The organism is Paenibacillus larvae subsp. larvae (assembly GCF_002003265.1).
Lineage (GTDB): Bacteria > Bacillota > Bacilli > Paenibacillales > NBRC-103111 > Paenibacillus_H > Paenibacillus_H larvae.
The window spans coordinates 1402380-1423948 of sequence record NZ_CP019687.1 but is presented as its reverse complement, the minus strand read 5'-3'; the positions used below and the strand labels follow the sequence as shown (position 1 = coordinate 1423948).

Genomic DNA, 21569 nt, shown 5'->3' with positions numbered 1-21569 from the left:
GAAGTGACGCAGCGATAAGGAGGAATGAGAACGGATGTTTTCAGCGAAAAAAGAGTTTGAACAGTCTTTAATCGGAAATGCCGTTTATATCTCCGGTTATGACAAAGATGGATATGAATGGGACGCACTTGCTTTAGTAAAAAAAGTAAGTGAAGACACTATGACAGTAGTATTGGATACAGGTGATATAGAGGTTGTACACATAGATGATTTTGATGCCGGGTTAAAAATGGAAGTAGTGTGGGAAAGGGAATAGAGGAGGTCGAATAGATGTCGGACGCTGGCGATATGACTCTAGAAGAGCTTTACGATCATGCAAATAGACTGTGCCGTAAACACTGGGCGACCGAGTATACGGGGAAAATCGAATTGGTTAACCGAGACTGGAAACGTCGCATTGGCTACTTTACAGGTTACGACGACGGAACGACTGTACTACGATTTAGCAGAAAAGTAAACGCAAGTCTGCCGATATCGGAAGTCCTTGATACGTTATTACACGAGCTTGTACACTGGTACCTATTTACGCAAGGCCTACCGTGTGGGGACGGAGACGAAGATTTTGTCAAAGAGGCCCTGCGCGTGGGGGCTCCGATTAGTGGTACAAGAGAGGCGCAACGTGCAGCGTACCAATATAAAAAATATACGGAGGAATCTTAGTATGAAAATTACGTTTACACACGGGGAAGATTGGAATATTTGGGTTATCGTAAACCGAAAGACTGGTGGTTGTATGGCAGCAGGCAAGTCTGCATATCGAACCGAAGGAACTGCAAAGTGGGCACTGTCTTACTGGAGCAACCGGCTTAAGCGAAACCGTGAGGATTATGTAATTATCGAGTTAACTGGCGAGGATATGTTACAGCTACTTAGGCGTAAATCGGCTCCGACACTCGACGAACTCTGCGCAAGTATCAACGACGAAAACCGCCATGAGGGGATTGATTTCGGTGAGCCTGTCGGGGAGGAAATATGGTAACTATATACGAAGTAGCAAAGTACTTCATCAAATATGCAAACTCTAGGCGTGAACTCCTATGTCATCTTAAATTGCAGAAACTATGTTACTATGCACAAGCATGGTACTTGGCTTTCTTTGGTGAATCTATGTTTGATGATGAATTTGAAGCCTGGGTTCACGGTCCAGTAAACTACAAACTTTACCTTGATTATAAGAAATTTGGTTGGAGCCCAATTAAAGAGAACACAGAAGGTTTTCAGGAAGATTCCATCTTTGATGATAACCAGCTACACGTTTTAGACCAAGTTTGGGAGAGGTATGGTCGACTTGATGTGAAGGTGTTAGAAGCTTTAACCCACGGCGAAGACCCTTGGAAGAAAGCACGAATGTTGTTGGAAAATGACCCATATTCACCTGCAATCATCGTGAAAGACGATATGATGTCGTTTTATAGAGGAAAAATTAAGGAGGAATAGGGCATGGAGAACGTAAAATACCGGAAGGTTAAACGAGCTGCTAAGGTAGGAGAAAAGATTCGGGCAGTTGATGCGAAGCCGTACTGGGGGCGTTACTACGAGAATGGGGATAAGTTTGAAGTTATTAAAACTTGTGCTAATGGTGTCTTGTGTAGGCGTATCGGCGACGAGGACGAGGAGGGGCGGTTGTACACTCTCTGGAGTAGTGAATACGTAGTCCTTGAGCCAATCGAAGAACCCGATGAAATTTCCGACATCAAGAACGAAATGGAGCGTCTCACTGGCGAGCTAGCAACGTTGGCCCTCCGCGTATCAAAACTGGAGGAGCCGAAATCGCCGCAGGAAATCCGTGATGAGATCGTCGCAAAGGCGAAGACTGATATTGAGGGACTTGCGATAAACGAATACGGGTATGTTCACTTTATAAGACATTTTACGGATAGTAACCCTCCGTTTTATAGAGTAAGACACTTCGGCGCTTCATTCGCAGAGTATATTGTTAATCGCAGAAAGAAGACGGTAGTATGCCTGCTTCGTAGTGCCTTTAAAAAGGAGATTTACGCAAGAGGCATTGCAAAATGCGCACCCGGAGACGTATTCAACTCGCACATCGGTCGAGCCATTGCACTCAGGCGTGCACTGGGGCTAGAGGTGCCTGCGGAATATCTGAGCGTGCCGAATCCTACGGAGATACGTGAAGGGGATATCGTTGGGTATACCCATCCGTTAATACCACTAGTATACGCAGCCGAGGTGGTAGATCACAACTCGTGGTTTATTAGCGGTAGTCGTATGTATCTAGGTGTAGACTATGCGAGGGGAAGACGGATAATCGACGACTCACGCGAGGAGGGCGCGCTTGATGCCTACCTTGCCTAACATTGCCCTCACCGGCAAGCTTCGCGCAGGAAAGGACACCGTCGCCGAATACCTAATCGAGAGATGCGGATACGCCCGTTATGCTTTCGGCGACGGTGTAAAGGACGATTTCCACCGCGATAATCCCGCTGTTCCCCGCCATCCGAAGCCGCGCGCTGCGTATCAAGAGCACGGCCAGACGATGCGGGAGAGATACGGGCATGACGTATGGGTCGTCCGCACAATGAGCCAGATCGCCGCCAGAAAAGACGGCAGGCCTATCGTCATTACGGACGTGAGGCAGCCAAATGAGCTAATCTGGGTCAAATCGTCGGGGTACGTCGTAATTCGCGTCAATGCAACGGATGGCCTGCGAATCCTGCGGGCTGTCGAGTCAAGAGACCACTTTCACTATGCGGACTTGATGCACGAAACGGAGAAGCATATCGACAGCTTCGCCGTTGATTACGAGATCGACAACAATGGCGATCTGTTCGACTTATACGAACAGATCGACGATATCATTGTCCGCGCCCGTCGGGAGCATCGTAACCATCTCGTTTAAACATCAACCAGCCTTGGTACTTGCCGTCGTAATAGTACCGGGCGGTATCGGCGGGAATGCCGAACTTATCATAAAACCTACGGGCCCAGCCGTAATGACGTGTACGATCGAACAAAACTGGGTTAGCGTCGGGCGCTTTGATCACGTCTTCCTTACCGAGTGCGATGCGTTTATTCGCTTTGTCGTACCCGACGTAAAGCTTAATCGGCATGTCCCGGCAACTTAGCATGTCGATTAAGCCGGCACTCAGGCGCAGGCGGCCGTGTACATCTGTGCTGACGTATGGCTCACCGCTGCGGGCGCCATCATTCGCCCACACTTCGATTTCAACCTTTGGCATTTTGAACACCCCATTAATAAACGATTTTACAACGATTATAACACGTAAATACAAGCGATGTAAACGAAAGGGGAGATTACCGTAGGAAAAGCCGACAGAAAACGCTGGGCAGCTAACGTTAAATCGATGGAGATCGTTGCCAAAAACCCCGAGGACGTTACGCCGGAAGATATCGATTTTTTACGTCAGAATTATACTTCAATGGGCGGTCTGTTACCGAAAGGATTTAACGGAGGTGCGTTCTTTACGCCGACCCATGTAGCCCGATTTATGGTCGGAGTCATACGAAATTTATACGAAGGATTCCCGGAAAATATGCGTGTTTTAGAGCCGTCCGTAGGTTCAGGCGTATTTCTAGAGCACTTGCCGCCCGACGCCGAAATAACGGCGCTTGAGATAGACGAGACAAGCGCAAGGGTTACGCAGCTAATCTACCCACACGCTGATGTTATCCTCGGTAATGCACTCGATCACGACCGGCGCGATTACTACGATCTCGTCATCGGTAATCCGCCATACGGGGAAACGGTCGAAACGGAAAAAGAGTACCTAACGCTATCAAAAAAGAAGGGAATATATCGGGGGAAATCGGAGGCTGCGTTTATAGAGTTGGCTATTAGAGCAGCTAGGCCGGGCGGATACATTGCGTTTATTCTTCCTACGGGAATTTCGTTCGCCGGTCACGCCAAAAAAGTCCGTAAATTAATGTACGAAACGTGCTGGCAGGTCGCTACTATCATGCTGCCGGGAGAAACGTTTATGCACACGGGCACGACAATCCCGACGCAAATTATCATCCTACGTAAGGCGCCGCCGGGCACGCCGTTAATTGAGACGGTCACCAAGCGTTGGGCAAGTAATTTTCGTCGAGGTGGTCTAGAGGATATTTCAGGGTACGGCGGTAGGTTTCTGGCCGGCCAGACTCCTGCATATTTCGCAAAAATAACTGATATCGGCTGGGATGCGAAAGGCAAAACGACAGATAAATGGGGCGACGGCAAGACGCAGCTCGACGATTTGTTAGGCGATTTCAAAGGAACGTTGATACGCGATAATCTATACCCGCATATGCCATCATGGCACACGACAAAGGACTGCGAAGGCTTTTTCTTTTCGCACGGGAATGATACGTGCGATGGCTTGAGTGATGCTGAAAGGACATATCCCGAAGGGCCATATCACTGGAATGAGCTCACGCTAGGAGCCGGTGAGGAGACCGTCGTAGGCGGCGTAGAATGGTCGACGAGTGATTTCAGTTGGCAAGACGCAATTGTAGAAAATTGGGCGAGCTAAAGGAGGCGGTTAATTGTTCACATACGTTGAGCTATTCGCGGGCATCGGAGGATTTCGATCAGCACTCGATCAATTAGGCGGAATTTGCACATTTGCATCAGAGATTGATAAATTCGCGACAATCTCGTATCGAGCAATGTACGATGGTGCGCCCGAGTTGCACGGTGACATTACGAAGATTGACGCAAAGGACGTGCCAGAGCACGATCTGCTTGTCGGAGGGTTCCCGTGTCAAGCGTTTTCGGTGGCCGGGCAACGTAAAGGGTTTGGGGATACTAGAGGGACTTTATTTTTCGAAATAGCTCGTATAGCTCGAGCGAAAAGGCCGAAATTAATGTTTCTTGAAAACGTAAAAGGTTTGTTGTCACACGATAAGGGGCGGACGCTCGACATCATGGTTCAAACGTTAAATGACATCGGGTACGCAGTTGACTTTTCGATACTAAATAGTAAATTTTACGGAGTCCCGCAGAGCCGTGAACGAGTATTTATCGTATGCTCCCGCGATGTTGAGCCCGAGGCATGGAGTATAGAAGGTAACGGGGTTCTTGCGAAGGCAAAACGGAGACTGCAAGCGATGGGGGCACGTACATTTAATTTTGATTGGCCGAAGAACGGCGAGGTCATGACCAGACTTAGGGACATCCTAGAGCCGGAAGTAGACGAGAAGTATTACCTAAGCCCTGATAAAACATTGAAACTGTCGGAGGAAATTAGCTCCAAATCAGATTCGGTACGTGTAGTCGGCCGTCTAGCCGAGGTTAACGGTCATGATATCTGTAAACGTGTGTACTCGGCGGAAAGTGTAGCTCCAACAATTCCGACCGGCTCCAGTGGGAATACAACGCCGAAAATTCTACAGCGACCTCGGGGCAGAAACTCATCTGGTAGAGTTTACGACGTTGCCCCTACGCTTACAACAAGCGCATACGAACACAACAACTATGTTCTTGAGAAATTTACTGTTATTCAGAAAACGCACAGTACAACTACAACCGTAAAATACGACGAGACTGGGACCTTACAGGCAGCGAGGCTAGACAAGGTGCCACAAGTAGTTACGGAATCAACTTCTCGGTATCGAATCCGCAAGCTCACACCGCGCGAGTGCTGGCGGCTCCAAGGATTTACAGACGATCAATTAGACAAAGCCCGGTCCGCAGGCGTTAGTGACTCGCAGTTATATAAACAAGCAGGCAATGCTGTAACCGTCAATGTTACACATGCAATAGCTCAACGATTAGTACCGATGATTAAAAGCCAAGAGGAGGTAACCGAATGGGTAGTGTAAAAATCGATATCCACGAGAAAGACCGTAAGTACACGCAAACCTACGCACTAAACACGCCTAAGGGAGTCGCAAGGCTCCTGCGGGACAGGTACCGGATTGCTGAGCGCAGGTTTAAAGGCGACACGGCGGCATCCGATATACTTATCGATTTATCCAGCGCGATTGAGTCGGCAGGACTGACGCAAAGGCAAGCGGAGGCCCTTGCGTTGGTCCACGGGAAATGGCAGCTTACACATCAAGAGGCCGCAAAAGTTATGGGTGTAGGCAGGCGGTCAGTCACTCAGTTTGTGAACGAGGTTTACGGCAAATTAGCGGCAATTTATAAGCGATGGAATTACGGAGAGATCATCGTAGAATACACCGAGACGGAAGGGGAACGAGATATTGAACGATAGAATAACATTCTGCGAGGCAGTAACGGACATAATCGAGAAGAATATTTCCGATAGATCAGAGAGAATTAGTGAGGTAGAAGCGCTGACCGATGCGTATGTAGATTCTACGGGAGGGACGCCAGAGCCTTTGCAGTTAGAGAGATTGGCCGATTACTTGCTGCTGGAAGAGCTAAACAATAACTATTCCGACAAAGTAACGCAAACTGAGTACCCGTTCTTCTCAGAACGTCAACTAGACCGCAGACACAAAAAAGAAACTACGGTAAAAGCTGAGGAGTATATTGGTATGGATGGGCGGAACCACAAGGCAGGCAAGCGCCGAAAACGTAACAAGTGGGAAACATCTTTCATAGACAAGAATGCAAAAATACTCAATGCGGAACGTAAGGCACAATATCGAAAAGACACGGCACCCGGTCCTATATCTACTTATTATATATAAAACAAAAGCCACCCTATGCGGTGGTTTTTATCTATATGTGTTGACAAATGTATGTTCATTTGTTATTATATTTGTAGAGGGTACGGGAAACGTACTCCAGAAAGGAGGATGTACGGTTGGTCAACTTAGAAAAATACTTACCCCTTATTGCCACAGGTCTTGCCTGCATCGGTGCTTACTTAAACTACCAAACAGCTAAGATAAATCATAGGACGGCAATAAGAAAACCTGCTCCGTGGGCAAGACGGAACAGGCGGGTCAGAAATCGAAGGTAAGCGGAGGGCTTCGGCCCTTCCTACCTCCAACCGTATTATATGCTTATCGTACCCTCTATTATGTATATAGTCAAGTTTTCTCGGAAGGAGGAACCGACGTGGATATAGTCGAGTTACTAACTTGTGGAGTGCTTGCACTTACTGCGTATTTTGTTATTATGACTATAATAACGATAGCAAAAACCAGAAAGTGAAGTGAAACGGTGGATAGAGAACAATTAGTGAATTTTATCCTCTCCAACGTCATGTCTCCAGATGACGTGCGCGAAGAGTGCAACATATCTAGACAAAGATTGAACGATTTAAATAAGGCCGGCCGTATTTCTCCGATAAAAAATATCGGTAAGGCCGGTTTGTATCTACGTCAAGATGTCGAACGACTCCGGAAAGAGCTTAAGGAAAACGCCAAATACAAGTCCAATGTCTATAAATAAAATAAAAATAATTTACGTGTGATACCTCCAAAATAGCCCGTTAGCTGGTCATAGTATATGACGGAAGAAATAGACGCCCATTGCGGCGTCTTTTTGCGTTGCTCTTACTTATAGTCTGAGCCTACAAAGGTTTCGTGCCGCTAAACCCATTAATCAGCGCTCTATGCGTAGCGTAAGCTCGGACACGATCGCAGGTACTCCGAAACAGCTTGCGTCATTAGTCCTATGCTGCCTACGCCAGATAATACCAACGATAAAGGAGTCGGATTGAAGTGAAAAACGATTACCTATACTGCTACTCGCCGTCAATGTTTCATTTCTTGCGATCCCGCGGACATCGGTATATCTGCGTCGGGATAAACGAGAAGACAGGCGGTAAGTTCTGGCTATTTGAAAAAGCCGACGTGGTGAGTCGATCCCTCGATCTGTACGACGAGTCTAAGCAACCGAAGTAACGTTTAATCCCATGGAGTGGAGTGTGGAGTATATGACTAAGAAACCTTTCGCGCCCGTCGACAATTATGTCGAAGTACATCGGGCGCTTTTTACGTTATACACCCGGTTACCCGACTTCAAGGCTCAGCACGTTTTGATGTACATGTATCTCTGTGACAGGTATAACGTCCAATACGGATATGCGTATCCAACTCAAGCGCAAATGTGCGAGGACATGGGAATAGGCGTTAATATGCCGGGACAATTAGCTAAAACGCTAAAGAAATACGGACTCATTGACTATAAACGACCAGCACTCGGAGCTAATTACGTTTACTACGTTAAGGCACCGGTTACAGACCAAGAGGAGTTTTACCGTAAATATCCCGAGGCTAATCGAGGTAATTCCGGTTCTGACTCGGAGGATTTAACCGCATGGCTTTAGTATAGTAAAGCTTATTCACGAAATTCGTGGCTCATATTCACGGAAATCGTGATTATTACCCACGGAAATCGTGTACTATAAAGATTTATATTATAAAGATTTATAAATAAAGACTTATAAAAACATTAACACTGCGTAAGTCTCTTCGTTCCTTACTTGTGTAAATAGATAATACCAGTTGAGTCCGTATAATTGTGTAAAAAGCTAGGTTCCAAAAAATGAAAGGAGCCATATTCATAGCCCTCAGTTAGAATAATGTTGGGACACAAAATTCTAAATATACGAGGTGTTATGAAATGGCTCAATACCAGATTAACGTAGATTCGCAGCTTTTGCATCAACTATTTTTGGGAAATTCTCAGGATGCGGGTGTAGCCAAGCTGCTCGAGTCTGTACTGAACCAAGTCTTACAAGCACAGGTGAGTGAACAAGTGGAAGCAGATCGTTATGAACGAACAGAGAATCGAAAAGCGTACCGGAATGGATCGTATCCACATGGGCTGCATACGCGGGTGGGAACCATTACACTAAGTGTTCCGCGCATCCGTGGCGGGAAGTTCACGACAGAGCTCTTTAGTCGTTACCAGAGAAGTGAACAAGCGTTAATCTTAGCGATGATGGAAATGGTCGTAAACGGCGTCTCTACGCGTAAAGTCTCGCAAGTAACCGAAGAACTCTGCGGAACCGAGTTTTCTAAATCCACTGTTTCAGACCTTTGTAAGCGGCTGGATCCCATCGTAACTGCTTGGAATAATCGAAGCCTGGCAGACAGCCTCTTTCCGTTTGTTCTCGTAGATGCGATGTATCTCAAGGTCCGTGAAGACGGTCGTGTACGCTCACGAGGCATCATGATTGCCATTGGTGTAAACACCGAGGGCTATCGTGAAGTCCTTGGCCTGATGCTGGGTGACACAGAATCTGAAGCAAGCTGGAGTGAGTTTTTCAGCTCTCTAAAAGGACGTGGATTACGAGGTGTGGATCTCATTACCTCCGACGATCATGGCGGCCTTGTACGCGCGGTACGGCAGCAGCTGCAAGGGGTAACATGGCAGCGATGCCAGACTCACTTCACGCGAAATGTATTAGAAGCCTCACCCAAAGCCTTGAAGGATGAGATCCATGGCCGTCTACGGTCGATTCTAGATGCTCCTGATACTGGAACGGCAAGGTTTTTATTAAAACAGACCTTAGCGGCTTATGAAGATAAGGCGGGTAAGGCGATGGGCGTGCTGGAAAGCGGATTTGACGATGCTACCGCCGTCTTAATGCTGCCAGAGCGTTACCGAAAACGGCTGCGCACGACAAATAGCGTTGAGCGTCTCAACGAAGAGGTTAGACGCCGGGAACGTGTCATTCGCATCTTCCCAAACCGTGAATCCGTGATTCGTCTTATTGGTGCTCTATTGATGGAACAGGATGAAAAATGGGCAGCCGGCAAGAAATATCTCGACATGACCGAGTACATGGAATGGCGGAAGGATCGGCCAAAGTCCGATGCCAAAGTGACTCGCATTATGTAGCACAGTCTAGCTGAGGGAATTTACACACAAATTTGGACTTGATCGATAATACCCTTATCATCGATCTTTAAAAGATAAGTAATAGACGAGGAAGGATAACTATTACCAAGACACGGAGCGCTAGCGACGGGTCGAAGGTCGCAAGGAGCGAAGCGACGTAGCGATAAGGAGGTCTTTACCATGTACGTAACTATATTCGCAATCATTACCGCAATTGCCGGTGGTATAGTCATATATGCACTTTACTATGATACTCGCAATTACCGGCAATTCATGAAGGTGATGACGGAATCAGAACGCAGGATGCGGGAATTTGACGATGAGTACGAAGAAGTATCCGATCGTATTGCGGAAGGACGAGAGGGAATGAAACGGGGGAAACGATTATATGACCGTTAGACTATCCTACTTGGAAAACGATGATCTGATTGTATGTGGCGATGACATCCTCTACAAACAAGGGGCAATTGCGCTTGTTAAACGGGGACTACAAGAGCCGATGTTTACGCTAAAGGGCTATGTTCAGGTCGATATAGATTACGAGGAGGAGCATTAATATGGCGTACCATTTTATCGCATTAGAGGGTGTTGGCGACCGCCGTATCGCTTGGCATTATGCATCCGAGGGGAAGCTTGATAAGGAGACGCTTAGGGCGTTTGTGGCGAAAGCTAAAGGTATGACTGGCGGTATTCATAAAATCCAAACCGACTCTACATCTTGGCAGTCAGTTGTGGATAGGGACTCGTATTTTGCCGATGTACTTGTTACCCGAGATGCGGATGAGTTTATCCGTAAGTGCCGGCTTTTAGATAGATTACGGTACTTACAAAGATGGGTCGATGATATGAGCGGGTTTACGGGCTTTTATATACAGCGTGATCTGGCTGATGCAAAACGCGAAATACGAGAGATAGAAAAAGAACTGTACCACAGAGGCGGAGTTATACGAAAGGAGGACGGTAATCATGACGTTTAAAAAATTGTTAAGCACGGAGCAATATACGGCAATCGGCTATTTAGCGTTGCCAAAGAAAGGCGGAAAGACATACGCAGAGATTGCCGAGATATGCGGGGTGCATCCGAACACAATAGGCAACTGGCGTAAGGATCAGATGTTCGAGGCGGAGCTTAAGCGTCAGATGGTCCGCAACAGTCAGGAGAAGTTGCCGGAGTTAATCGATAGCCTGACGGAGATTGCTATCCGGGATGGTAACGCAGCAATGGCTAAGCTTGCGCTACAGATTAACGGTATGCTGACCGACCGGATCGAGGTTGAAACGACCGGGCCGGACCAAGTCGATGTGGAGGCGTTGAACCAGCGGCTGGCTGCGTTCAAAGACCGCCGTACACAGTAGGGGGATTAGACGGGCAGTAATATGTAGGGCTGCGTTGTAACTATGTGTGTTACAGTGGGATTGAGACGATCGGCTTTCGTTGACCAATCGTAACCGGGTCGATTACATCCCTTGCGCAGTCCTGACGGAAGGTCCTCCGAAACTTTTCAGAAACCAACCGCGCGGACCCGATTCAGTCCCCGTATACTTATTCACCCGCATACAGTGCCGGGTATATACTGCCGCACATAATTCGGCTTTTGTACAGATGTTTATCTTCAGCGAACGATAGTATAAAGCCAGTGCTGACGCGGCATTGCGGCTGTCGTGCGAACGTATCATCGTTCATTTGTCGATTGAATATTTCGTTAAACACAAGATTTTGTGTTTTGCGTTCTTATTTCGTAAGGCTTTCGATGCATAAACGATGCATGAAACGGGGGCTGCGTGAACCCAATCCGACAAGGAGGGCACCCACCCCCAAGGGCCCCTATCGAGGGGCTGCGTCTCGTGCCGGAAAAATCCGCGCATCAAAAATAACGTTTGGGTTTGCCCGTCACGGCAACGCTTATGCACCGGGCCCTGTTCCGATACATAAGCGAAGTCTGTGCGGACGAACCAACCACGCAACGACAGCTACCCCACCGCTTAAAGGAGTGAAAACGAGGTGGCACTAATATAATATGCGGTATCAGATCGCTGTTGCTTGGCTAACGAAAACTAGGCGGGGAGGACGGCCGCATGGACGAAACCGATGCGCTTATGGTCGTCGGCATATCCTTGCATAACGAAAAATCACCGAGAAATTAGACGATTAGCCATCGAAACGACCAAATATATTACCTAGGCTTGAAAATCGATAATTTCTCGTAAATTTCCCGTAAATAATTGACGTTTGGAGGTCGGGTTATCGTGGAACAGGTAGAAAGTGCACAGGCGTATATCAAAAGAGCGCTAGAAGAGAAGATTCGGAAAGATATCGAAGCAATCGCATATTCACTTCTGCGAGAAGGGCAGCGTTTTAGGGTTGAGGAAGGGAACGCGTATAAGTACTGCGGAATTCTCGAACACCAGATTGATGGAGAACTGATAGATAAATGGTACGGAGACTCTAAAACTCAAGTTTACTTAGATTTTATCGGGGAACATTTCAGCGATGAATAAATTACATGTAGCTGCATCGGTGCTCATCGGCATTTTTATAATTGCGTTTGCGGCGGTACTTATTTTCGCTATCCGTTTAGCGGGCTTATCGCCGGGAGACACCGCATTATTAATCATCGTCTATGCCTTGACTATTTTGTCGGCAATACGGGGGCTGCGGTGGTTACGATAAATCAACGGGAAATTAGCCGTTTTCCCTTGCGGAAGACCAAACGGTCGACCTGAGCGTGAAACACGGTAATTTCCCGTGATTTTTCCGTTAAAAATCAATGATTGGAGGCGATGCCGTGACGTGGACCGGCACCGAGTGGCTAAAACGAGAGAAACGCGAGGAACTCATACGCAAGTACACCGAGCTGATCGACGCTATGGCCGCGAATCAGAATCGGCTTACTGAAAGTGAGCTCGCTGAACTTGACGAGTATCTAACGGAGCTTGAGCGGTTGGAGCGTATCCACCGGGGCGAGCGTAATCTACTCTATTTTGCGTGGGAATACTTTTCGGAAACGAGAAACCCGGGCAATCCGGGCAACTGGGATAGCTTTGAGCTGGAAGATGTAGCGGATGCTCCGCAATTTCACAAAGAAATCTGCGATGAAATGAATCGTATCTCGTATGTCAAGAGGAACGGCAAGGTAGCGGTAGCCGCGCCGCGATCCCATGCTAAATCAACGTATCTATCAAAGGCGAACCCTTTGCATGAGATCGTCTACCGGCTACGAAAGTATATCATCGTCATCTCGGAGACCCCGACAGTTTCCAGCGCGAACCTAGAATGGATCGCGAACCAGCTAAAGCATAACGAGAAGCTACGGAAGGACTTTGGTCCGTTGCTCCACCCTAAACAGCAGATGAACCCGAGGGATAATACGTCCGAGTTTGTTGCGTGGGAGCCGATGGAGGATGATAGACAGCATCAAATATGCAAGGTTGAGGCGGCCTCAACGGGGCAAGCTCTTCGTGGACGAAACTGGAACGGAGTGCGCCCAGACTTGGTTATCTGTGACGATCTCGAAGATAAACGGAATACGAACACAGAGCAATTACGGCAAGAACTGTTTGACTGGTTTACGAAGGTTGTCGTGCCTCTCGGAGACCCTGCCGGCAAGAAGACAGCGATTATCTATATGGGTACCGTCGTGCACGTGGACGCTCTCTTAATCAAGGTTATGAAGCGTACTGACTTTAAGACAAAGCGGTACAAGGCGCTTATTGAGGAACCTAATCAAACTGACCTGTGGGAGAAATGCCGGTCGATTTATCTTGACCCCGAAAGGCCGGAAGACGAGCGAGCAGAGGCGGCGGAAGCTTTTTACCTCGAACACAAATCCGAAATGGACGAGGGAGCCGTCGTACTATGGCCGGAAGTTCAGCCGCTGTGGAAATTGATGCGTTGGTAGTGGGATAACGGATCGCGCGCCTTTAACACGGAGTACCAAAACAACCCGATCGACGAAGAAAGCGCGATATTCGTGCCGGAGAAATTTCGTTATTACGACGAATCCGACATCTACGATCAGTACGGCCGCACGATCCCGATGGACCTATACGCATTTTGGGACATTGCGCAAGGCAAAAACAGGCGCAGCGACTACAATGCAATTGTTACGATTGGCCGATGCCGGCGGACCGGTGTCCTCTACGTCCTTGATGCGTGGGCCCAGAAGTGTCAGGCGCACGTTGCGCTCAAGGTGGCGGTAGAGAAGATCATCGAATATGAGCATCGGGTCTTTGTCGTCGAGACTGTCGGGGCTCAATTCGACATGTATCGACAGATTCAAGAGGAGTTATCGCGGCTCAAGATATACCGGACAAGAATAAAATCTTTCTCGTCCAAAACGAAAAAAGAAGAACGCATCGAATCACTGGAGCCGCTCATTGAGAGTGGTTTTTTACGTTTCAACCGGTCCCACCGATTGCTGCTCGAACAGATGGAACAGTTTCCGGGAGGTACACACGATGACCTGCCGGACGCACTGGCCGGAGCTGTCGATATTGCAGGTGGAAAGAGGCGGCGTAAGAAGTCCTATTATAAAAAACCACCGGGACTATAAGGAGGTGAGTGAGACTGAAAGATATATTCGCCGTTGGCGAGTACTTCCCGACGGAACAAAAGAGGCATAAGAAACGGATCGAACGATACAAAGAGAACCAGAAACTGTTTAAAGGCGCTCACTACGATGTATTCGAGCGCGTGCATCAGCGGCTGACTCAGTCCCAGAGGGATACCGTATATATTACCGCAAACTTTCCTGGGCTCATCTGCAAAAAGTCAGCGGATTTTCTGTTTGGAGAAACGCCGACATTTTCGGCCGGCAACGGAAAGGACCACTCGCCAGAGCAGGAGACGATTGAACGGCTGGTACAAGAGAACCGATTGCACATTATCAACTACGAGAGTGCTTTAGGCAATGCATACCGAGGTGACGCATTTTACAAAGTCCGTTACAGCCAGCATTATGACGGATTTTTAGACGAATCCATCGATCCGTATCGGGTTATCATCGAGCAACAAAAAGCCGAATATGTATTCCCGGAGCCGCTACCGACCAATGAAAATCTAATCTTTGCGTACCATATTGCTTATCCCGTCTTGTTCGAGCGTGATGGAAAGGACGACTGGCAATTATTCGTCGAGAGTCACTACCCGGGACTGATTAAATACCGCAAACTCCGTATGGAGCCTATCACGTATAACGTGGATAACAAAGTCAAGCAGTGGCGCATATATGCCGAGATACCGCCAAAAGAAGGCGAAAAGCGAGAAGTAACAACGGGAGTGCCGTTTCCACTTGTTGTTCACGTCCCAAACTATGGGACTGACGAATCTTGGGAAGGAATTGACGATCTCTCGGAGCATAAAGCTATATTTGACGAGATCGATAATCGGCTGTCTCAAATCGCAAATATCCTCGACAAGCACGCGGACCCGGCGATGGCAATACCAACCGGCTCACTAGAAGAAGATGACGACGGCCAGCCAATATTTCGCGCCGGGCGAGATAAAATTTTTGAGGTAGATAAAGACGAAACCTTTACCCCTAAATACATCACATGGGACGGGCAGCTCATGGCCGCATTTAAAGAGCTTGAAACGCTGCTCGATTTCCTACTCACAACGGCAGAGCTCCCGCCTGTTGCGCTTGGCCGGGATAATTCGGGAACGAGCCATACGTCAGGGGCTGCGGTCAAGTTTCGGATGAATTCGCTGCTTGCCAAGATCAACCGTAAGCGCCAGTACTATGCGGAAGGGCTTGCGAAAGTCTTATACATCGCGCAACTACTGGAACATGCGCAGGCACCGGGACGGCTTAACTACGAGCCTACCGTACCGAAAATCCAGTTTAAGGACGGCCTACCGGACGATGAACTCGAAATGGCAAACCTGACGAGCATACGGACCGGTGGAAAACCGACCCTGTCGCAGAAAACAGCACTGATGAGGCTCGATGACATGACCGAGGAGCAGGCGGAGGCGGAGCTTGAGCGTATCCGGCGTGAGGAAAGGGAGGAAATGCCTGTCGATTCCAGTATTTTTAACGAATCCAAAGATGTCGAGGAAGAAACTGAATGAGCCACATACCAGAACCAAGTTACGATTACGACGTCGACGAACTAGTCAACGCATACAAACGGGCGCTCCAGAAAGTCCGAAATGAGCTGAACGGAATGGAACTCGTCGGCATGCGGCGGGCTATCGTACTCACGACGATACGAAAAATTGAGCGTATTCTAGCTGATTTAGTAGACGAATCGGACAGTTGGATAGAGGAGAATATCCCGAAGGCGGCCGCTGACGGTGTTATAAAAACGCTTATTGCCCTTGAAATCGTAGAGACGGTCGAGGAAGCGATCAAGGCCGTAAAATTAAGCAAAATCAGCGAAAACATGGTCGCAGCAGCCATAGCTGACACGCAGGCAGACGTTTTGGCCGTGACCCAGAACGTTGAGAGAAAAGTCAGATCGGCTATCAAAAAGGCCTATGCGGATTCAGTCCGCGAGAACATGGCCGCAGGAATCAACGGCCGGCGTACGATATCCCGGGATGCACTCGACAGGATGCGGCAGGAGCTTGGGAAATCGTTGGATTCCGGTATCATCGACGCAGCCGGGCGCAGATGGCGGCCCGATACCTATGTCGAGATGCTAACGCGCACCAAGATGATGAATACGTACCGGGAAGCGACGACGATATCCGCACTGGAGCGAGATGTGCAGTATGCAATCATATCCCGGCACGGCGCAACTGACTCATGTAGCAATTGGGAAGGAAAAATCATTAAGCTCACGGCTGAGGCACCCGGTCCCTATCCGACGTATGATCAGCTTCGGGCAACCAAAGAGATATTTCATCCGCATTGCAAGCACACTTTTACGCCTATCCGAAGCGCTAGGCGGTACGAAGACGGAGAAGATGATCCCGACGAGTCATAAACGCTCGTCTTTTCGTATGCCTTACGGAACGGCTTTAAACTTCCGGAAACTACGCACTACGCGGTGCTAAAACGCGGGAGGTAAACAATGGAGAAAACGTATAGACTGCCTTTAAACCTGCAACTATTCGCAGAAGGCGAAGGCGGCGAAGGTGGCGAAGGTGGCGAAGGTGGCGGAGAGCAAACGAAGGGAGAGGAGACGACAAAAACATTTACGCAAGAAGAGCTAGACAAAATCGTAGCTGATCGGCTGGCACGGGAGCGAAAAAAGGCTGAAAAATACAGCGATTACGACGATATTAAAACGAAACTCACTGAATACGAAAGACTTGCCGAGGAAAAACGTCTAGCCGATCTATCCGAGCAAGAACGATTGGCCGAGGCGGCTAAGAAGCACGAAGAAGAAAAACAAGCACTGGCGTCAGAGTTAGAGAAGGTGCGTGGCGAAATCGAGAAAGAACGCATCACCAACGAGTTTATTAAGGCCGCAACCGGCAAAGTAGCATACGTCGACGCTGCGCTAAAACTAGTCGATCTGTCTACCGTCAAGGTGGAAGACGGAAAAGTAACCGGTATGGACGAAGTGGTCGACGGCTTGCTGAAGGCTAATCCGTTTCTTGCGAACAAACCACAGCAACCGATTGGCGGCGGCACGAATCCAAGCGGAGACTCGGCACAGGTGGATACAAAAGATATGAACCCGTTCCAACTGCTCAAAATGGGCTACGGAACAAAGGCTTAACAGACGCTTAACCAGAGCGTCTTTTTATTTTCCCAAAAACAAGGAGGAATTTCACATGGCATTAACTCTCCCAGAAGCAGCTAAATTATCAACAGATACGCTACAGAAAGGTGTAATTGAAACATTTGCCCGAAGCTCCGCAGTGTTAGAGATGCTGCCGTTTATGGACATCGTTGGAAACTCTTACCGCTATAACCAAGAGGCAGTGTTGCCCGGAGTTGGTTTCCGTGGAGTGAATGAGGGATACCAAGAGTCCACTGGTGTAGTTAACCAATTATCCGAGGGACTCGTAATTGCCGGTGGTGATGTGGACGTCGACCGTTTTATCGTCCAAACTCGCGGTAATGTCAACGACCAGCGCGCAATCCAAACGCAAATGAAAACGAAAGCACTAGCACTAACTTGGACCAAAACGTTTTTCAAGGGCGATGTTGCACAAGACCCGAAAAGCTTTGACGGTCTACAAAAACGTTTGACCGGCAAACAGGTCATTGATGGTAAATCAGGAGAGCTTACAATTACGATGCTAGACGAATTAATCGATGCTGTAGAGGGTCAACCCGACGTTATCTACAGCAATAAAACGATGAGACGCGAAATTAAGCGTGTAATCCAAGATCACCACGGATACACGGAAAGTGAGTACGATAAGTATGGTCGCCCAGTTATATCCTACGGCGGCATTCCAATTAGATTTATCGAAACCGACGCTCAAGGAAATGAGATTATCGGTTTTGACGAGACAGGCAATGCCACATCACTTTATGCCGTGAGATTTGGACCTGAACAGTATGTGTCCGGACTGCAAAACGGTACGATCAACGTCCGTGACCTCGGTGAACTTAATGAGAAACCCTGCTACCGGACTCGTATCGAATGGTATTCTGCGATGGCTGTATTCCACCCACGCGCCGCTGCCCGGTTGTCTGGCGTAATCAAAAAAGATGGAGGTTCGGGGGCGCCTAAACCCGCTGCAAAAGCCTCCAAATAAGGAGGTAGGTCGTAATGACCGTAAATATAAACGCTGCTGACGAGTATATCACAGCGAACTGTATAGACGTGCAGGACTGGCTAGAAAGCGATACGGAGAGGAAAAAAAGATTAATAACCGTCTCGGCAGATACGCTTTCTAGGCGGTACCCTCGCCTCACTATACCGGACAATGCGGTATACGAGTTTGCAAATGTGCTTTCTGTCAAGTTTAACGATACGTACAGGCACGCATCGAACGGTGTCCAATCCTATTCAGTTACGGGAGTAGCGACGTTTTCCTTTTACCCGGTGGAGAAAGACGTCAACCAAATGGTGACGCAAAAAGTACTCGACTTAATCGGCGACGAGAACGATGTGGACCTGCGGCTTCGTCGTGTCGGAATGGGGGTGCGATAGATGCCGTTAATTCCGATGCGGCAGACGCTGCACGTCGAACGCGGTTCCGGCGAGTTGGACAAATGGGGTAACCCGAAGCCGGGCGCATCCACCGAGTACAAATGCCGGGCTGACGAGGGGCTGTTCGTCACTGACGACATGCAAGCGAGAGTAACCGGGAAATCCGAAGTCGCTAACGTCAAGTTTCTTCTCGATAGACTCGCAGATATCCGGCCGGATGATCATCTCAAGTACGTAAACGAGCTCGGGAAGAAATATGAAGGGCGTCCGAAAAAAGTCCGTGTGTTGCGGGACATTGGCGGAAAGGCGCTGCTTACGGAGGTGCTGCTATGAGCCTCGACTTTGATATCAGTGATTTCCTCGCGAAGACGCAAGCGAGCGTAACCAGCGTCATGCAAGCTGGAAAGGCCGGGATGCAGGACTCGGTGGATGATCTGGCCCGGATCGGTACCGACATCGCTCCGATCGACAAGGGAACGCTCAGACGAACGGTTGATACGAAAGTGAAAGCATCTAAAGACAGTGTCGTCGGGGAGGTATCGTTCTCGGCGGTGGAAACCTCGAAGCGTGGCCGGTTTAACTATGCTCTCTGGACTCACGAAATGACATATAAACTCGGGGAGCAATCGCAGGCGGCTCCGGGAGTAGACGGATACAGCGTCGGCAACAAGTACCTGTCGCGTCCTTTGTACGGAGAGCAGTCGAAATACTGGAAATGGGTTGCGGACTCTATTCGGGGGAGGATCGGCCGGTGAAGATACAAGAACTGATCGCGTGGATCGAGCAGAGAGCGCCCGGCACCTACTTTCCGTTTATGTTTCCGACTACTGGGCCTGATGCCTGTTCGGTAGTGACGCTCCAAGCCGGTGGTGCGAAAGATCGTGACACGGGCGTAAGTTTCCCAGCATTTCAGGTCCTTGTCCGCGGGGCTGCGCGTGACTTCGAAGAGACCGAAGCAAGAGCTTACGCCATTTTTAACACAATAGCAAATCGCAAGGAACAACGAATAGGAGCCGAATCGGTGGTCGTGATCTACCCCGTCGGCTCCGTTCCTTTTTTCATCGGGATTGACGAGGTCCAGCGGCCAATCTTCTCGATGAATTTTAACTTAATCATTCGGCCATAAGGAGGCAAATATATGGAAAAAATGTTTAAACTCCCGCTCGGTCCTGCAATTGTAGAGTTCGGCACCGGTGATGACAAAGTCATATTTGATATCACAAAAGGCGGCATCGTGTTCACGGCTAATACGGAAACTAAGGATGTCACCGTTGACCAGTACGGGAAAACACCGACGGACAAGATTATCGAGAGCCGGACTGCAAAGGTAACAGTACCCTTCGCCCTATACGACCTAGACAGACTAGCTAAAGTAATGCCAAACGCAACCTATGTCTCTTCAGGGGAGGGTCCAAACGCCAAGAAAAAGATAGAGGTAACGGTATCCACAGGGTTTAGCCTCTCATCCATAGCTAAACCACTAGTGATTAAGCCGATTGATCCAAACGCTACGGCTAACGACTGGATTACGATTTTTCGAGCGGTACCAACCGCAGACCCAGAATACACTTACGATAGCGACAAAGAGCGAATAGTAAAGATTGAGTTCGAGGGTCTCGCATACCTCTCCAAAGGCGGTAAACTCTACGTCATGGGGGACGAAACGGCAACCCCAGCAGCGGCAGGCAAAGCAGTATCAGGAAAGTAAAACAAAACGGGAGGGCGCTTGCTCTCCCTTTCATAAAAAGATGAGAGGTTAGGAGGAGCATATTAAATGGAACACGAGAGGGAACTTGAACCGTTTTTACCAACCTTACCTGAATTAATTGAAATGGACTTGCACAGTGAGTTTAGGAGTTGGGTTACTGAAGCACGCCACGTAATACCAAAAAGAAAGATGGAAAGAGACCCGCTATTTCATTTGAAAAATCAAATCTCCGAAATCCTTAACGAATGGAAATCTGATGCCGAAAAGGAAAGCGAAATATTAGATAAAATCCTTACGTACCACCTCAAATATGAACGGAGGTAGACATGCGCGAATTGATTAAAAAAGCGATGCGGCGGACTGACGTTGTCAAGCTCGGCAAGCATCAGGTAAAAATCGCAAAGATTACACCGGCAAAGTGGCGGCCATTGGTCGAGAGTATCCAAGTATTACCGCAACTGATTGCAAACGTAGCATTTGCACCGCCCGATGATTTCGCCGTCTATGCGCTACAGGCATCTGAGGTGGCGCTTGACGATCTGCTACTCACCGTCTCAATCCTAAGCGGAATTGACGTGGAAGAGCTCGAAAATGAAGCCGGGATTGATGAGATCGTAGACTACATCGTCCATGTATACGAGCACAACAATATTGACGACCTAGTAAAAAACGTGAAATGCCTCCTGCCGATGCCGATCGAGTAAGCACGGAAATCGAAGATGGCGGAGGCGATCCGATATACACAATCGATGATTTTCTCCGGGATTGTGCGGTCACGCTCGGCGTCCCGCAGAAGGTCGTCGAAGACGAATACTACATCCTCGATCTGCCCGACATACTCGCCAAAACACGGGAATATCGGGCGGCGGAAGAGCTACGGCGGATGCAGATGTTACTTGCTGCAAGTGGGCGTCAGCTCCCGGAGGAGGAATACAAACGATATATTATTGCGATGCAAAAGGCGGCCGGCATCAATGAAGCTGACGAAGAACAACGATTTAGCCGCGAAAGAATGGATGAACTACGAGCCTTTACCGACAAATACATGCGGTAGGGCTCTTTTTTGAA

Annotated in this window: 32 protein-coding genes; 31 read left to right on the top strand and 1 reads right to left on the bottom strand. The window is 48.5% G+C overall.

Annotated elements, in window-relative coordinates; all coding sequences use genetic code 11:
• The first annotated feature begins 34 nt into the window (after nucleotides 1-34).
• Genes BXP28_RS07280 through BXP28_RS07255 form a run of 6 tightly spaced genes read left to right on the top strand, consistent with a single transcriptional unit; the run spans nucleotide 35 to nucleotide 2860 of the window.
• A complete protein-coding gene (locus BXP28_RS07280; protein WP_036654670.1) occupies nucleotides 35-256 on the top strand; it encodes a hypothetical protein in 222 nt (73 codons plus the stop codon).
• Nucleotides 257-270: 14 nt separating this feature from the next.
• On the top strand, nucleotides 271-660 hold the full coding sequence (locus BXP28_RS07275) for a SprT-like domain-containing protein (protein WP_051427871.1): 390 nt from the start codon (nucleotides 271-273) through the stop codon (nucleotides 658-660).
• Nucleotide 661: 1 nt separating this feature from the next.
• A complete protein-coding gene (locus BXP28_RS07270; protein WP_036654668.1) occupies nucleotides 662-979 on the top strand; it encodes an AbrB/MazE/SpoVT family DNA-binding domain-containing protein in 318 nt (105 codons plus the stop codon).
• On the top strand, nucleotides 973-1437 hold the full coding sequence (locus tag BXP28_RS07265) for a Panacea domain-containing protein (RefSeq protein WP_036654666.1): 465 nt from the start codon (nucleotides 973-975) through the stop codon (nucleotides 1435-1437). Before BXP28_RS07270 ends, BXP28_RS07265 begins: the two co-directional genes overlap by 7 nt.
• Nucleotides 1438-1440: 3 nt before the next feature.
• Nucleotides 1441-2316 (top strand): hypothetical protein, encoded by an 876-nt coding sequence (locus tag BXP28_RS07260; protein WP_023485387.1) that lies wholly within the window; start codon nucleotides 1441-1443, stop codon nucleotides 2314-2316.
• Nucleotides 2300-2860, top strand: a complete 561-nt coding sequence (locus BXP28_RS07255; RefSeq protein WP_036654664.1) for an AAA family ATPase — start codon at nucleotides 2300-2302, stop codon at nucleotides 2858-2860. The genes BXP28_RS07260 and BXP28_RS07255 overlap by 17 nt, the downstream gene beginning before the upstream one ends.
• Here the strand turns inward: BXP28_RS07255 and BXP28_RS07250 are convergent.
• On the bottom strand, nucleotides 2817-3200 hold the full coding sequence (locus BXP28_RS07250) for a hypothetical protein (RefSeq protein ID WP_077584993.1): 384 nt from the start codon (nucleotides 3198-3200) through the stop codon (nucleotides 2817-2819). The two genes, BXP28_RS07255 and BXP28_RS07250, sit on opposite strands and share 44 nt — an antisense overlap.
• Nucleotides 3201-3326: 126 nt before the next feature.
• Between BXP28_RS07250 and BXP28_RS07245 the strand changes: the two genes are divergently transcribed.
• From BXP28_RS07245 to BXP28_RS07130, 25 genes are all read left to right on the top strand, one after another.
• On the top strand, nucleotides 3327-4493 hold the full coding sequence (locus BXP28_RS07245) for an HsdM family class I SAM-dependent methyltransferase (protein ID WP_023485386.1): 1167 nt from the start codon (nucleotides 3327-3329) through the stop codon (nucleotides 4491-4493).
• A gap of 13 nt (nucleotides 4494-4506) precedes the next feature.
• The gene (gene dcm, locus BXP28_RS07240) at nucleotides 4507-5784 is read left to right on the top strand and encodes a DNA (cytosine-5-)-methyltransferase (RefSeq protein WP_023485385.1); all 1278 of its coding nucleotides are present in this window, start codon (nucleotides 4507-4509) and stop codon (nucleotides 5782-5784) included.
• Nucleotides 5772-6179, top strand: a complete 408-nt coding sequence (locus BXP28_RS07235) for a DUF134 domain-containing protein (RefSeq protein WP_051427870.1) — start codon at nucleotides 5772-5774, stop codon at nucleotides 6177-6179. Before dcm ends, BXP28_RS07235 begins: the two co-directional genes overlap by 13 nt.
• A complete protein-coding gene (locus BXP28_RS07230; RefSeq protein ID WP_051427869.1) occupies nucleotides 6169-6621 on the top strand; it encodes a hypothetical protein in 453 nt (150 codons plus the stop codon). The genes BXP28_RS07235 and BXP28_RS07230 overlap by 11 nt, the downstream gene beginning before the upstream one ends.
• 1196 nt (nucleotides 6622-7817) lie before the next feature.
• Nucleotides 7818-8210, top strand: a complete 393-nt coding sequence (locus BXP28_RS07220; protein ID WP_036654658.1) for a helix-turn-helix domain-containing protein — start codon at nucleotides 7818-7820, stop codon at nucleotides 8208-8210.
• 296 nt (nucleotides 8211-8506) lie between these two features.
• Entirely contained in the window at nucleotides 8507-9730 is a 1224-nt protein-coding gene (locus BXP28_RS07215) for an IS256 family transposase (protein WP_023483236.1), read from the top strand.
• 180 nt (nucleotides 9731-9910) lie between these two features.
• On the top strand, nucleotides 9911-10129 hold the full coding sequence (locus BXP28_RS07210; protein ID WP_036654652.1) for a hypothetical protein: 219 nt from the start codon (nucleotides 9911-9913) through the stop codon (nucleotides 10127-10129).
• Entirely contained in the window at nucleotides 10119-10286 is a 168-nt protein-coding gene (locus tag BXP28_RS22575; protein ID WP_158225710.1) for a hypothetical protein, read from the top strand. The genes BXP28_RS07210 and BXP28_RS22575 overlap by 11 nt, the downstream gene beginning before the upstream one ends.
• A 1-nt stretch (nucleotide 10287) precedes the next feature.
• Entirely contained in the window at nucleotides 10288-10707 is a 420-nt protein-coding gene (locus BXP28_RS07205; RefSeq protein ID WP_023484125.1) for a hypothetical protein, read from the top strand.
• Nucleotides 10697-11086, top strand: coding sequence for a phBC6A51 family helix-turn-helix protein (locus tag BXP28_RS07200; RefSeq protein WP_023484124.1), 390 nt, complete (start codon nucleotides 10697-10699; stop codon nucleotides 11084-11086). Before BXP28_RS07205 ends, BXP28_RS07200 begins: the two co-directional genes overlap by 11 nt.
• Before the next feature lie 891 nt (nucleotides 11087-11977).
• A complete protein-coding gene (locus tag BXP28_RS07195) occupies nucleotides 11978-12229 on the top strand; it encodes a hypothetical protein (protein WP_036654649.1) in 252 nt (83 codons plus the stop codon).
• Between the two features lie 287 nt (nucleotides 12230-12516).
• Nucleotides 12517-13629: a hypothetical protein gene (locus tag BXP28_RS24065; protein WP_235430726.1), complete on the top strand. Its 1113-nt coding sequence runs from the start codon at nucleotides 12517-12519 to the stop codon at nucleotides 13627-13629.
• A 72-nt stretch (nucleotides 13630-13701) separates the two neighbouring features.
• Nucleotides 13702-14283, top strand: coding sequence for a phage terminase large subunit (terL, locus tag BXP28_RS24060; protein ID WP_023484122.1), 582 nt, complete (start codon nucleotides 13702-13704; stop codon nucleotides 14281-14283).
• An 8-nt stretch (nucleotides 14284-14291) separates the two neighbouring features.
• On the top strand, nucleotides 14292-15803 hold the full coding sequence (locus BXP28_RS07185; RefSeq protein WP_023484121.1) for a phage portal protein: 1512 nt from the start codon (nucleotides 14292-14294) through the stop codon (nucleotides 15801-15803).
• Nucleotides 15804-15898: 95 nt separating this feature from the next.
• A complete protein-coding gene (locus BXP28_RS07180; RefSeq protein ID WP_317221666.1) occupies nucleotides 15899-16663 on the top strand; it encodes a phage minor capsid protein in 765 nt (254 codons plus the stop codon).
• 87 nt (nucleotides 16664-16750) lie between these two features.
• Entirely contained in the window at nucleotides 16751-17404 is a 654-nt protein-coding gene (locus tag BXP28_RS07175) for a phage scaffolding protein (protein ID WP_023484119.1), read from the top strand.
• A gap of 55 nt (nucleotides 17405-17459) precedes the next feature.
• Nucleotides 17460-18395 carry a major capsid protein gene (locus tag BXP28_RS07170; RefSeq protein WP_023484118.1) on the top strand — a complete coding sequence of 312 codons (936 nt, stop codon included), beginning with the start codon at nucleotides 17460-17462 and terminating at the stop codon, nucleotides 18393-18395.
• A gap of 14 nt (nucleotides 18396-18409) precedes the next feature.
• A complete protein-coding gene (locus BXP28_RS07165; protein ID WP_036654646.1) occupies nucleotides 18410-18793 on the top strand; it encodes a hypothetical protein in 384 nt (127 codons plus the stop codon).
• Nucleotides 18794-19126 carry a hypothetical protein gene (locus tag BXP28_RS07160; RefSeq protein WP_023484117.1) on the top strand — a complete coding sequence of 111 codons (333 nt, stop codon included), beginning with the start codon at nucleotides 18794-18796 and terminating at the stop codon, nucleotides 19124-19126.
• Nucleotides 19123-19548, top strand: a complete 426-nt coding sequence (locus BXP28_RS07155; RefSeq protein WP_036654643.1) for a hypothetical protein — start codon at nucleotides 19123-19125, stop codon at nucleotides 19546-19548. The genes BXP28_RS07160 and BXP28_RS07155 overlap by 4 nt, the downstream gene beginning before the upstream one ends.
• Entirely contained in the window at nucleotides 19545-19919 is a 375-nt protein-coding gene (locus BXP28_RS07150) for a minor capsid protein (protein WP_036654641.1), read from the top strand. Before BXP28_RS07155 ends, BXP28_RS07150 begins: the two co-directional genes overlap by 4 nt.
• Nucleotides 19920-19931: 12 nt before the next feature.
• Nucleotides 19932-20501, top strand: a complete 570-nt coding sequence (locus BXP28_RS07145; protein WP_036654638.1) for a hypothetical protein — start codon at nucleotides 19932-19934, stop codon at nucleotides 20499-20501.
• A gap of 66 nt (nucleotides 20502-20567) precedes the next feature.
• Nucleotides 20568-20825 (top strand): hypothetical protein, encoded by a 258-nt coding sequence (locus BXP28_RS07140; protein ID WP_036654636.1) that lies wholly within the window; start codon nucleotides 20568-20570, stop codon nucleotides 20823-20825.
• 2 nt (nucleotides 20826-20827) lie between these two features.
• Nucleotides 20828-21205: a hypothetical protein gene (locus BXP28_RS07135; protein ID WP_036654634.1), complete on the top strand. Its 378-nt coding sequence runs from the start codon at nucleotides 20828-20830 to the stop codon at nucleotides 21203-21205.
• Complete coding sequence (locus tag BXP28_RS07130; RefSeq protein ID WP_036654632.1) at nucleotides 21178-21555, top strand: hypothetical protein; 378 nt, start codon at nucleotides 21178-21180, stop codon at nucleotides 21553-21555. The genes BXP28_RS07135 and BXP28_RS07130 overlap by 28 nt, the downstream gene beginning before the upstream one ends.
• Nucleotides 21556-21569 lie beyond the last annotated feature (14 nt).